This is a genomic window from Chloroflexota bacterium (assembly GCA_018829775.1).
Lineage (GTDB): Bacteria > Chloroflexota > Dehalococcoidia > Dehalococcoidales > RBG-16-60-22 > E44-bin89.
The window spans coordinates 60219-71957 of the sequence record JAHJTL010000005.1 but is presented as its reverse complement, the minus strand read 5'-3'; the positions used below and the strand labels follow the sequence as shown (position 1 = coordinate 71957).

Genomic DNA, 11739 nt, shown 5'->3' with positions numbered 1-11739 from the left:
CTAGATAGGCCGCTGTTCTGAATACCAGTCTTAATTCCTGTAGTTAGTGCCAAGTATGAGTTCCAGTCACCATAATAGTCGTAACCACATTCCGCACGCTCAGAACCGTTTTCAACCAACCCTTTTCCCCGATAGTACCCTCTGGACGGTTTTATAAGATACATTGATACCTCGCTTTGCTTTAAGCCTAGAAGCAATTGCCTTGGAGCCAATACCCTCAGCGTAAAGTTGCTTGATTACCTCTTCTGGAAGTTCCCGTTTCTTATACGTCTTTGGCCTTCCCCTCGGTCTGAAATATTCGACTTCGAAAGAGGACACCTTTACAGTGGACATTTTCATCTCATGGGTTGCAGCATTAATGAGAGGATAACTATGCTCAGAATTGCCTTCTTGTGGCTTACGGGGCGTATCACAAACATCTTCTGGGGATAGCCAGATTTCCCACGTCAATACCCTAGCGAGATACATTACCCTGATACTATCCCCTGCTTCCTTTGCCAGGTATTCGTTCTTCGGATTGAGAATAATCAACCTCGGCTCTTGCTTGGTCTTTTCCCTGAACCATTCTATGGCTGCGGGAATATCATTAGGGGCAAGGTCGAAATCACCGCTTTTAATCGGCTCTGCCCAGACTACCATCGTGGGTATCATTTGTTCACCCCTACTGATATGCAGAATGGTAGTTCTTTTGGTACAATTATTGGTGTATTGTGTACATTTCGTTTTGAAGGGACTATACGCGAGGCAATTCATAAACTTAAGTACCAGAACCTGAGGGCGCTGGCCGTTCCTCTGGCCGGAATGCTGCGGGAATACCTTGTCGCCAGCCCGCTGGACGTGGATGTTCTGGTACCGGTACCTCTGCACCGGAAACGATTGAGAGAGCGCGGCTACAATCAGGCCGAGCTGTTAGCACTGGAATTGGAAAAACTGATAAATATACCTGTAGTCACGGATGTTCTTATTCGTCTGAGACATACGCCTCCGCAGGCCAGAACGACTACCGTAGAAGAGCGGAAGCGGAATATCGCTGATTCTTTTGCCTGCCGCGACAACAGGCTCCGGGACCAGCGCGTGCTGCTGCTTGATGATGTCGCCACTTCGGGAACCACGCTGGATGCCTGTGCCGCAGTGTTAAAAACTAACGGGGCTTCCTCAGTATGGGGGCTGGTCATGGCACGAGAGATTTAATAATCCGGAGTGAGAATATGGAGTTGCAGATTACGGGTCAGAATATGGAAGTATCTTCGGAAGTGCGCCGATACATTGAGCGCAAAATCGGGAAATTAACCCGCCATTTTCCCAATATCATCGAGTCCGTTGTGGAAATAAACCAGGAAAAGACCAGGTCTCCCCAGCAGCACTTCATGGTGCGGGCCAGCGTAAACGGCAACGGCATCAGCCTGCACAGTGAAGAACGCGGCGAAGACCTGTTTCAGGCAATCGACAGGATTACCTCGGTACTGGACCGCCAGCTGGAGCGCCAGAAAGGAAAACTTTATAAAAAAGGCAAGGGCAACTCGCTGGCGCGAGGTGAACTCAAAATCGAGCCGGTTCAGCCCTTCCGCCCGGAAGTGGTCAAAGTGAAGCAGTTTGCCATGAAGCCGATGTCCGTTCCTGAGGCCGCCGAGCAGATGGAAATACTGGGGCACAGCTTTTTCTTTTTCCTCAATACGGACACGGATGAATTCAACGTGCTGTACCGGCGCCAGGACGGCAACTACGGCTTGATTGAGCCGGAGCTGGGGTGAGGTTTTATAACTGGCCACAGTTATGCGATAATGAGATGACATATGGCAGCTAAAAAAAGAAGTCTCTACCTGTATCTCACCCTGGTCTGTTTTTTCGGTATCATCGCCATCTTTATCATAGATGGGTACATAGGCGTTTATGATACCGTCTATATTACCGCCGGCGAGCGAGAACAGAAGATAGAATCGGATGTCTGGCAGCGGGGCGACCCGTTCTGGTCCACCGGGGTAACGCGGGGTGAGAAAGCCTTTATCCGGTACGAAGTGGACAACCGGCGGTTTTCCCGGTATGAGGCTGATATTGAGGTATCGGTCTGGCGGATGCAGCAAAAGGTCAGCGATGTGCTCGCCCAGCGTATTGCCGTCGGGTCTTTTGATAAAGAATATGTGGAATGGTCGATTGACACCGCCGAGCTTCTGCCGCCTGATGCCCCACCCGAGCAGGGATTCGACTATACGCTGACCATCAAACGTGGGGAAACAGAGAGAAATGTAATCATCTACATCAACCCGTCTCCCTACCCGGTAAAGCCGGTGCCGGCACCTCGATGACAGGAGTTAAATGAAGTGAATATAAGGCTGGAATATGTTTTGTTTGGCTTCGGTATCCTCTTCTGCCTGGCCGGAGTTGGTTACCTGGCCGCCGAGTATGTGAAGAACCTTTCCGAGGCGGGGAAACTGGTATCTCTCCTGCTCACCGTGGCCATGTTCGCGTTTCTGAGCAAATACTTTGAAGACATAGGGTGGTGAACTGAATGCTGACTGCTGTTGCCGTGCTGGCTTCTCTGGCGCTTATCGGCTGGCTTATTTTCCGAGGGGTAAAGCAGAGACCGATCCAGGCCCATCACGTTGTCCGGGCGATTGCCTACCTCGCCGGCCTGTACACCTACGCCTTCTTCCTCAGCATGAACTTCCCGCTGCTGATAAAGGTGGTGGCCAGCATCGTGCTCGGGGCAGTGCTGATTGTCTTCGGGGCCACCATACAGCGCCGCCGCCAGGCTGATAAGACGTAATCAGATGCGCCTGACCCTCACGTTGAGGAAATCATCCTCGTATTGCCTAATCAGCCCCTCATCAGCGAAGCTGAAGTACCTGTCCTCACCGATTATGATGTGGTCCAGCACCCGTATCTGAAGGATATTGCCGACAAAGACCAGGTCTCTGGTAAACCTTTTATCAAGTTTGCTAGATTTGGGGTCGCCGGAGGGGTGGTTGTGGACAAAAAGCAGCGACGCCGCTTTACGTCTGATGGCCGTTTCCACAATCTCACGGGGTTGAATATAGATACTTCCCGCTTCCCCTTCAAAAAGGTCGACGATATCGATTACCCCTTCCCGGCTGTCCAGGTAAATGACCTTGAACACCTCTTCCTTGAGGTCACGCATTGAGTAGTAGAGGTAGTCAAAGACCTCCTTGGAAGACTCGTAAACCGCCCGCTCCCTGATTCTCTCACGAAGCACCTCCCTCGGTATTTCACGCAGGAGCTTGAGGTAAAAGATGCACTGGGGAGCAAAACCGGCTTGCTCCAGCTCTTCCTGGGATGCGGACAGGACTTCTCTGATATTGGCGAAAGCCTTGAAGCACTGCTTGGTCACCGCTTTCTGCCGCCCGCAGTTGCAGATGCTCATCAGCAATTTGATGGCCTCCCGGTCATCGAGGTCCTCAAGCCCCGACTTGACGAACCTCTTTTGCAGCGGTGTCATGTTTCCTCTTGATTTAACTTGTGAATTCATCCCCCGTCTCTTCCCTGCCCGCTTACACTTGGGGTTTTTGGTAAGAGACCAATCGCCTGTCTGCGTAGTGAGAGTGAATTGGTTTTTGCCCAGTATATCTATGACCCCGCTTGCTCCACATTTATCAAGGGAATAAGTGCAGAGAGCAATCATGCGATTCTCGCCGATTATGTTATGCACCTGTTTTTCATAATCAGTGAACTCTCTCCAATATCTTTTCCCGACCCAATCCGTATCACCAGTTACTCTCATACCACCATAATCATTTGCCAGGGCTCGTTCAAGTTTACCAATCCAGGCATTGATGACTCTTTGTCCATTGAAAACACCGTCTTTGAGATACCATTCGGTATGCGGAATAATCTCTATTTGTCCTCTTTCCAGGTACTGAGCGAAATCAGGTACAGCCTTCCTTATTGCTTCTTCAGCTTCTTTTTCATCGAGGTACTCGGAAGTAACCCAGATACAAAACTCATTATTTTCCAAACCTGCCTTGAAATAAGGCACCAGAATATCAATTAAGTCTTGTTTAGTGTCATAAAAATAACAAAGGTGCGTGCCCCAAGGGACAGCACCTGTATTACGGATTCCCGATTCTCTATTTCTTTTTTCCGGCGGTATTGTCGTTATATCTTGTAGAGCCATTTCCGTTACCCCGAAAGATTTTTGCCAATTGTCCAGATATCAGCCGTCATTTATGAAATATCATCCTATTTTATTTCGCCAATTGTCAATTAATATCCAGACAATTGTCATATTACTTTAGTCCTACCTGGTTATAGGTATTTAGTACTAGAGCTTTAATTTTAAAGCAAATTCACGAATGATTGGTATGATTTAGGTCATATAGAGGAATTATAAAATAATAGGATTCAGGTGAATAACAGGGTCTAATAAAGTTGGGAGGTGGATTTCCCGGCCCGGTAAATCCTCCGCTTTGCCTCCGAAGTCCCCCGCAGTTTCAGGTTCAGGAAGTCCATTTCATATTCCTCAACCAGCCCCTCATCGGCAAAGCTGTAATAGCGGTCGTTGCCGATGATGATGTGGTCGACCACCTTCATCCGCATGATTTTGCCGACGTAAACCAGCTCTCTGGTCAGTTGTTTATCGCTGGTGCTCGGTGCGGGGTTGCCGGAGGGGTGATTGTGGACGAATATCAGGGCCGCCGCGCTGTCTTTAAGCGCCCCCTCGATGATTTCCCGCGGCGAAATGGAACTGCTGTCCACCGTACCTTCAAAGAGGTCAACCATTTCGATAATCTGGTTCTGGCTGCTCAGGTAAATTACTTTGAACAGTTCTTTTTTCAGGTCGCGCATGGCATGATAGAGATAGTCGAATATCTCACGCGAGGACTTCAAAAAGGGCTGGTCCACAATTTTCCCCTTGAGAAACTCCCTGGCTATCTCCTGAACCAGCCTGACGCCGAAAGCGCTGTGCGAACCAATGCCCTCAATTTGCTGCAATTCCTCTGCGGAGGCCGAAAGCACACCCCTCAGCGTCTTGAACCGTTTCAAAGCTTCTTTCGCCTGCGGCTTGCAGTCCCTGCGCGGCGAACCCAGTGTCAAAAGCAGCTCCACGATTTCATAGTCGTGGAAACCGGACAGCCCGGACTTCAGGAACTTTTCCCTGAGCCTCTTTCGGTGACCTTTATGCATCTCGTCGGAAGGTATATCCACTGCCCTCACTTCTTTTCCAGTTTTAAGCCTTCCTCCCCCACCACCCCCACCAGACGGGCGTGAAGTTCGGGAGAATAATCGGCAAAAATATCAAAAAGACGGAGGTGAGTTATTTTGTTTCCGTTGGCTACTCTTAATTTCACTTCATCGTGCCCGGGGTAACCCCGTAGAATGTCAATGATTGTATACAGGTTGGCCTTGTCTCTCTCAGCGTCGCTGGTCTGACTGAGGCTGATGACCAGTCGGCGATTTTCCATCAGTATCTCCTTCGTCTTCGTCTCCTCGACAGCTTGCTCTACTTCAGCGGGCGGTTGGGCAATTTCCTCTTCCCCTGCCCCTGCCTCTGCCTCTACTTCTGCCCCTACCTCTGCTTTCTCTTCCGCAGGCTGGTAAAGACGTGCCTCCTCACAGCTCAACTGCACCCGGTCCTCCCTCACCCTCACCTTGCCCTTCACTTCAAGGATATTTCCCTCCTGCCATAGCTCACTCGTGTCCGCATAAACCTTTGGCCAGACCATAATTTCAACCTGCCCACCGAGGTCTTCGAGTATGGCGCTGGCAAACTGGTTCCCCTCTCTGGTGAAGAGCTGACGGACCGACCCCACCATACCGACAATGTCCACCATCTGCCCGACCAGCCCGAAGTCAATCTGCCCGACCAGTGTTGTTTCGGCGCTCAGTTCACCGGCCACGGCGCTGAAGGGGTGCTCGGAAAGGTACACCCCGGTCAATTCCTTCTCCCAGGCAAGCCTCTCCCTCATGGGGACGTCGTCCGCCGTACTAAGGTCAAGGCTGGGCATCGGCACCTGTGTTTTTTCTCCCCACAGGTCGAACATGGTTGACTGTCCTGACTCGCGCAGTCGCTGTTCCCGCTGCGCCAGCGCAATGATGCGGTTCACATTGCTCAGCAGTTCTGCCCGACTGCCCAGCGGGTCGAAGGCACCGGCTTTAATCAGGCTCTCAATGGCCCGCCGATTGATGCCGCGCAGGTCGCAACGCCGGCAGAGGTCTTCAATGGACCGGAACTCCCCGTTTTTATCTCTTTCCGTCACCATTGGCTCAACGGCACCCGGCCCCACATTTTTTATGGCCGATAGTCCAAAGCGAATGGCGGGTGCCGCACCATCTTTCTCAATGGAGAAATTGACCTGACTATGATTGATATTCGGCGACAGCACCTTTATGCCCAGACGACGGCACTCGGCAACTGCACTGGCCACCTTCTCGGGCTGGTCGGCGTGGATGGTAAGAAACGCAGTTATATACTCCGCCGGGTAGTTCGCTTTGAGGTACGCGGTCTGGTAAGCGATGAGGGCATAGCTCACGCTGTGGGCTTTGTTGAAAGCATAGCCGGCAAATGGCTCTATCAGGTTGAAGACCTGGGCGGCGAGGTCCGCCGAGAAGCCCTTTTTCTTGGCGCCTTCAATAAAGCGGCGCCTCTCTTTCTTCATCACCTCAGCGATTTTCTTGCCCATAGCCTTGCGGAATATGTCCGCCTGTCCCAGGCTGTAGCCAGCAAACTCCCTCACGATGAACAGCACCTGGTCCTGATAGACAATCACCCCGTACGTTTCCTGCAGGATATTTTCCAGAGCGGGGTGGGGATAGCGGATGGGCTCCTGGCCGTGCTTCGCCCTGATAAAGGTGGGGATGTGCTCCATCGGGCCGGGACGGTAGAGCGCCACCATAGCGGCGATATCGCTGAAGGCGGTCGGTTTCAGCTCTTTGATATAACGGCGCATACCGGCCCCTTCCAGCTGAAAGACCCCGGTCGTTTCTCCGGAAGAGAGCAGATTAAATGTCCTGGCGTCATCCATCGGAATATTCTGCAGGTCGATTTCAACGCCGTGGCTCTCGGCAATGATTTCCTTCGCCTTCTCCAAAATGGTGAGGTTGGCCAAGCCGAGGAAGTCCATTTTGAGCAGACCTATCTCGGCAACATCGCCCATGGAGAACTGGGTCATCACCGATTCCTGACCATTGACCTTGCTGCCCCACTGTAACGGGACGTATTTAGTGAGCGGCTCTTTGGAAATGACCACGCCGGCGGCGTGGGTGCTGGCGTGGCGGGCAATTCCTTCCACCTTCCGTGCGGAATCGACCAGATTGCGGATTATCTGGTCATCCTGATGTATGCTCCTGAGCTCGTTGTTCTCATTCAGGGCCCTGGCCAGCGTCATGGTCGGCGAGTACGGCACCAGGCGGGCCACGCGGTCAACATCGCTGTAGGCCATGCCCAGCGCCCGTCCCACGTCCCGGATGGCGGCTTTGGCGCCGAGGGTACCGAAGGTGATAATCTGGGCCACGTGGTCCTGACCGTACTTCTGCGAAACGTAGGCGATAACCTCATCCCGGCGGTCATCCTGAAAATCAAGGTCGATATCCGGCATCTCCTTGCGCTCCAGGTTGAGGAATCGCTCGAAGACCAGCTGGTGCTCAATCGGGTCCACCGCAGTTATACCGAGGCAGTGCAGGACTATGCTGGCGGCAGCACTGCCCCGCACCCCGAAGAGAATGTCGCGTTCCTTGGTGAAGGAAATGATGTCCCAGACCACCAGGAAATAGTTGGCAAACTGGGTCTTTTTAATGACCTCGAGCTCATAACCGAGCCGCCCTTTTATTTCTTCAGTGGGCTGGGGATAGTAGTGGGACAGGTTTTCATAGCACAGGGCAGCGAGAAACTCGTCGGCCGTTTTTCCCGGCGGCAGTTCAATCTCAGGCAGATGAAGTCGCCCGAACTCCAGAGTGAGGTCGCACATCTCGGCAATCCGTTCTGTGTTATCAAGGGCCTGCGGGATATCCCGAAAGAGCTCGGCCATCTCCTCCGGGCTCCTCAGATAAAGGGTATCCGAGGCCATTTTCATCCGCTTCTCGTCATGAATGGAGGAGTTGGTGCCGATACACAGGAGCAGGTCATGGGCCTGAGCATCCTCACGCCTGATGTAGTGGATATCATTGGTGGCCACCAGCGGGATACCGAGCTCATCGCTCATGGGGATGAGGGCCTGGTTCACCTGCTCGAGCTCGGCGATGGGCTGTCGCTGTATCTCAAGGTAGAAATCGCCAAATACCTGCCGATACCACTGTGCCGCCTGTTTGGCATCCTGAAGTCGTCCCTCCAGAATCAACCGTGGTATCTCTCCCGCCAGACAGCTGGTAAGTGCAATTAAACCATCGTGGTGTTGCTCCAGAAGTTCTCTGTCCACCCGCGGCCGGTAGTAGAAGCCCTCGAGGTGCGCCTTGGTTACGAGCTGGATAAGGTTCTGGTAGCCGGCATAATTCTTGGCCAGGAGAATGAGATGATAGTGGTTCCTGTCAGCTACATCACGTCCGACGCGACTTCCCGGGGCGACGTATACCTCGCAGCCGATGATGGGCTTTATCCCCGCCTCCCTGGCGGTACGGTAGAACTCAATGACGCCATACATGGCGCCGTGGTCGGTTATCGCCAGGCTGTCCATACCCAGCTCTTTGGCCCTTGATACGAGCTGCGGAATGCGGCACATACCATCGAGCAGACTGTATTCGGTATGGACGTGAAGATGAGTAAACATAGCTTCTTCAGTGAAAAATCTACATAATTATAGCACAGGGCTTCGATGTCGCTGTATCATTGTCCAGCTTAAAAATTGTAAAATCTGAATATCAGAATGAAAATTTTTTATGGGATAACGAAGTGGCTTTTCATTCTCTGCCTGCCTATGCTGCTGTTTTCGGCAAGCATTGGCGGGGCGGCCAATTGCGCTGCCCTTTATCGCCACGGCTTCGATAAATATGAGGTGGGCCAGACGACGGGCCTATCTGATGCTGAGCTGGATAAAGCCGCCGGAGGGCTTATAGGCTACTTTAATTCCGGCGAAGAAACCATCAGCCTGACCGTGATGAAAGATGGCCAGTCATTCACCCTTTTCAACGATAAGGAGGTTGCCCACCTGAAAGACGTCAAAACCCTGTTCTGGCTGGACTACTGGATATTCCTGGGGACTTTGGTTTATGCGCTTGTTTACGCTAGCTTCTCTATCTGGCGAAAAGAGTGGCGACGACTGGCGCATGGATTGGTCTGGGGCAGTGGCTTGACTTTAGGCCTGATGCTGCTCCTCGGAATCGGCGCTATGCTCAATTTCGACCAGCTATTTCTCCAGTTTCACCTGCTCAGCTTCACCAACGAGCTCTGGCAGCTTGACCCGAGCAAGGACTACCTGATAATGCTATTTCCGCGCGGCTTCTGGTACGACGCCACCGTTTTCATTGCCATCGCCACAACAGTGGGAGCGGTGGTGATGGGTGGGGTGGGAGGTATTACTTATTCCTCCGCCGGCCGCAGCCGCGGGTAAACGAAAGAAATGATAATCAGCGCCGCCCCAGCGGCCATCAGCCCTATCCCCAGGACCTGCATTGGGGCAATCAGGTCGGCGATAAACCCGTTGAGCCAGGCCTGTATTGATGGCGGTATATCCGGCAGCGGGATACTGGAAGAATAGCGCTGGGTCGCCCAGACACCGGCATACTCAATGGCTCCATATATCAAGAAGGTTACGCCCAGCTCTCTTGTCACGCCCTTGACGCTACGGTGCAGCAGAATTATGCCCAGCACCAGCACCATCATGAGGGCTATCAGTCCGTAGTAAGCCGTCTCGGTATATCTGGTATACTCCCGTGCCGTATCAACCAGAGGCATTATTTCCGGCGGGACGGAGCTTTCATCAATAACAAATTCAGATGGTATCTCGGCCTCAAACTGCTGGTAAAATTGCTCAAAATACTGCTCCAGCATTTCCGGTGGCAGGGCGGCAACCTCCGGCGGCAGGCTTTCTGTGTTCTGCTGGAAAAGCAGCCACAGCCTGTCTTTCAGGTCGGCCTTTATCGGTTCAAAGGAAATAACCATATTCAGCTGGTCACTCTTGCCGAGCAGATAATCGTAGCCGGAGTAGATGGCGGCGTTCACCTGCTCCTTCAGCTGTGGCTCATTTTCGACAATGGCGTTGCGGAGTGCCTCCTCAAGAAAGGCAGCTTCCGGCGGTATCTCCCCGCTTAACTGAAAATCGGTCATTTCCTCTGTCAGCGCCGCCACATCCAGTTTTTCCACCTGCGCCACGACGAAGTCCGGGTCGAGCAATGTACTGCGCAGCGCAAACAGCGTGCCAAAAGCGGCCAGTGACAGAAAGAGGAGAAACATCAGCAGCGTTGCCAGCAGACCTCTCAGAAAATTCATATCAAGCCTCCACGTTATCGAATGTAGCTAGTATTTTATCACACCGGAGATCGAATTACACCACCTTCCTCCCGAAAACAGCAAATCAACAACCGCAATGCAGCCTGACAATTACAGTTGACGAAAGACAGAGCGTTTTGTAGAATTATGGTGCAATGGGCGGTTAGCTCAGTTGGTTAGAGCGCTGCGTTGACATCGCAGAGGTCAGAGGTTCAAGTCCTCTACTGCCCACCACATCAGTGGTTTGAGCTCGATTTTCCTGTTTCTAGAGATTATGTCAACGGTTCTGGGCCCCCAGGAGAGGTAAGGGTACCCAAGTCCCTGCCGCCGTACACGGAGGATATAGCGGGCCAGAAACTGCTCAATGCTATCGATGACCACAAGACTCGCAAAGGTTACATACCCCGCGACAGGCCCTTAGTCGAGCTCGGTGTCAGGATGGGCATGAAAAGCACTTAGCCATTCTGGCGTACCAGAGGAAACCAGGGTACGACCGTGAAAGACAAGATAGAAGGTGTCATATTCGATCTCGACGGGGTACTCGAGTTCCAGGGAAAAGCCTATTCTGGAGCCGTCGAGCTACTCGTTTCGCTTCGCAGAAGGCGGGTTCCCATTCGAGTCCTCTCCAACAGTACCTTAAAAAGCAGGAGGTCATGCACGGAAAAACTAAACAAGAAGGGTTTCAGCATTTACGAGCACGAGGTCGTTACCGCTTCTTTTGCCACCGCTCGATATCTGGAAACCCTGAGTCCGAGGTCTTGCTGGGTATGGTTAAAGGGGGAAGGACTGGAGGAGTTTCGCAATTTCCGGCACGACCCGGATAATCCCGAGTATCTTGTTCTTGGAGATTTCCGCGAGGATTTCAATTTTCAGAACCTGAACAAGGCAGTCCGGCTCCTCTGCAAAGGCGCAAAATTGATAGTTATGATTACAGAAACCGTGGACAGTAGTCTGGGAGAGATGGAGCTAACGGTGGGAGCTTACGGGAAAATGCTCGAAGACGCTGCCGGCATCAAGGCCACTTATATCGGAAAGCCGAATCGTTACATTTTCGATATCACCCTCGATACCATGGGAAATGTCGACAGGAGCAAAATCCTTATGGTGGGAGACAGGGTCAGGGCTGACATTCTGGGTGCCAAAAATGCAGGTCTTAAGACAGCGCTGGTAAAAACGGGGGAGTTCCGGGAAAGCGATTTGGAATCTCCAGTTGTTGTCCCGGACTATATCTTCGACTCAGTCCGCGACGTCGAAAAACTCTTCCCTTGAGAAGCCAAGTGCTAGCTCTCAAGTAACTCTGCCGGCTTTCTCTCCGGCGTTTTCTTACACTTTGCTTTTTATTAATTTTAATAATCAATTGTCCCGAA

Annotated in this window: 12 protein-coding genes and 1 tRNA gene; 8 read left to right on the top strand and 5 right to left on the bottom strand. The window is 52.1% G+C overall.

Features of this window, described 5'->3' with window-relative positions; translation table 11 throughout:
* Positions 1 to 111: 111 nt before the first annotated feature.
* Entirely contained in the window at positions 112 to 651 is a 540-nt protein-coding gene (locus KKD83_00545) for a hypothetical protein (GenBank protein MBU2534640.1), read from the bottom strand.
* Positions 652 to 708: 57 nt separating this feature from the next.
* Between KKD83_00545 and KKD83_00540 the strand changes: the two genes are divergently transcribed.
* Genes KKD83_00540 through KKD83_00520 form a run of 5 tightly spaced genes read left to right on the top strand, consistent with a single transcriptional unit; the run spans position 709 to position 2764 of the window.
* Positions 709 to 1191, top strand: coding sequence for a ComF family protein (locus tag KKD83_00540; GenBank protein MBU2534639.1), 483 nt, complete (start codon positions 709 to 711; stop codon positions 1189 to 1191).
* A 17-nt stretch (positions 1192 to 1208) separates the two neighbouring features.
* Positions 1209 to 1751 (top strand): ribosome-associated translation inhibitor RaiA, encoded by a 543-nt coding sequence (gene raiA / locus KKD83_00535; protein ID MBU2534638.1) that lies wholly within the window; start codon positions 1209 to 1211, stop codon positions 1749 to 1751.
* 42 nt (positions 1752 to 1793) lie between these two features.
* Entirely contained in the window at positions 1794 to 2303 is a 510-nt protein-coding gene (locus tag KKD83_00530; GenBank protein ID MBU2534637.1) for a hypothetical protein, read from the top strand.
* A 15-nt stretch (positions 2304 to 2318) separates the two neighbouring features.
* Positions 2319 to 2501 (top strand): hypothetical protein, encoded by a 183-nt coding sequence (locus KKD83_00525; GenBank protein MBU2534636.1) that lies wholly within the window; start codon positions 2319 to 2321, stop codon positions 2499 to 2501.
* A gap of 5 nt (positions 2502 to 2506) precedes the next feature.
* On the top strand, positions 2507 to 2764 hold the full coding sequence (locus KKD83_00520) for a hypothetical protein (GenBank protein MBU2534635.1): 258 nt from the start codon (positions 2507 to 2509) through the stop codon (positions 2762 to 2764).
* Here KKD83_00520 and radC (KKD83_00515) read toward each other — a convergent pair whose 3' ends face one another.
* The 3 genes from radC (KKD83_00515) to KKD83_00505 all read right to left on the bottom strand — a co-directional run bounded on the left by radC (KKD83_00515) (position 2765) and on the right by KKD83_00505 (position 8714).
* Positions 2765 to 4129, bottom strand: coding sequence for a DNA repair protein RadC (radC, locus tag KKD83_00515; protein ID MBU2534634.1), 1365 nt, complete (start codon positions 4127 to 4129; stop codon positions 2765 to 2767). It abuts the gene before it with no gap.
* 245 nt (positions 4130 to 4374) lie between these two features.
* Positions 4375 to 5139: a DNA repair protein RadC gene (radC, locus tag KKD83_00510; GenBank protein ID MBU2534633.1), complete on the bottom strand. Its 765-nt coding sequence runs from the start codon at positions 5137 to 5139 to the stop codon at positions 4375 to 4377.
* A gap of 26 nt (positions 5140 to 5165) precedes the next feature.
* The gene (locus KKD83_00505; protein MBU2534632.1) at positions 5166 to 8714 is read right to left on the bottom strand and encodes a DNA polymerase III subunit alpha; all 3549 of its coding nucleotides are present in this window, start codon (positions 8712 to 8714) and stop codon (positions 5166 to 5168) included.
* A gap of 96 nt (positions 8715 to 8810) precedes the next feature.
* Between KKD83_00505 and KKD83_00500 the strand changes: the two genes are divergently transcribed.
* Complete coding sequence (locus KKD83_00500; GenBank protein MBU2534631.1) at positions 8811 to 9494, top strand: TIGR01906 family membrane protein; 684 nt, start codon at positions 8811 to 8813, stop codon at positions 9492 to 9494.
* On the opposite strand, the gene KKD83_00495 is transcribed toward KKD83_00500, so the two are convergent.
* Positions 9464 to 10372 (bottom strand): hypothetical protein, encoded by a 909-nt coding sequence (locus tag KKD83_00495; GenBank protein ID MBU2534630.1) that lies wholly within the window; start codon positions 10370 to 10372, stop codon positions 9464 to 9466. The two genes, KKD83_00500 and KKD83_00495, sit on opposite strands and share 31 nt — an antisense overlap.
* Positions 10373 to 10529: 157 nt before the next feature.
* On the opposite strand from KKD83_00495, the gene KKD83_00490 reads away from it, so the two are divergent.
* Together KKD83_00490 and KKD83_00485 are read left to right on the top strand one after the other, a co-directional pair.
* Positions 10530 to 10606 (top strand) — tRNA-Val (locus KKD83_00490).
* A gap of 261 nt (positions 10607 to 10867) precedes the next feature.
* Positions 10868 to 11641, top strand: a complete 774-nt coding sequence (locus KKD83_00485; GenBank protein ID MBU2534629.1) for an HAD-IIA family hydrolase — start codon at positions 10868 to 10870, stop codon at positions 11639 to 11641.
* Positions 11642 to 11739: the final 98 nt, after the last annotated feature.

Bases quoted from the DNA above. Each gene is read 5' to 3' on its own strand.
- KKD83_00545 (MBU2534640.1), bottom strand. From the start codon at position 651: ATGATACCCACGATGGTAGTCTGGGCAGAGCCGATTAAAAGCGGTGAT.
- raiA (MBU2534638.1), top strand. From the start codon at position 1,209: ATGGAGTTGCAGATTACGGGTCAGAATATGGAAGTATCTTCGGAAGTG.
- KKD83_00530 (MBU2534637.1), top strand. From the start codon at position 1,794: ATGGCAGCTAAAAAAAGAAGTCTCTACCTGTATCTCACCCTGGTCTGT.
- KKD83_00520 (MBU2534635.1), top strand. From the start codon at position 2,507: ATGCTGACTGCTGTTGCCGTGCTGGCTTCTCTGGCGCTTATCGGCTGG.
- radC (MBU2534634.1), bottom strand. From the start codon at position 4,129: ATGGCTCTACAAGATATAACGACAATACCGCCGGAAAAAAGAAATAGA.
- radC (MBU2534633.1), bottom strand. From the start codon at position 5,139: ATGCATAAAGGTCACCGAAAGAGGCTCAGGGAAAAGTTCCTGAAGTCC.
- KKD83_00505 (MBU2534632.1), bottom strand. From the start codon at position 8,714: ATGTTTACTCATCTTCACGTCCATACCGAATACAGTCTGCTCGATGGT.
- KKD83_00500 (MBU2534631.1), top strand. From the start codon at position 8,811: ATGAAAATTTTTTATGGGATAACGAAGTGGCTTTTCATTCTCTGCCTG.
- KKD83_00495 (MBU2534630.1), bottom strand. From the start codon at position 10,372: ATGAATTTTCTGAGAGGTCTGCTGGCAACGCTGCTGATGTTTCTCCTC.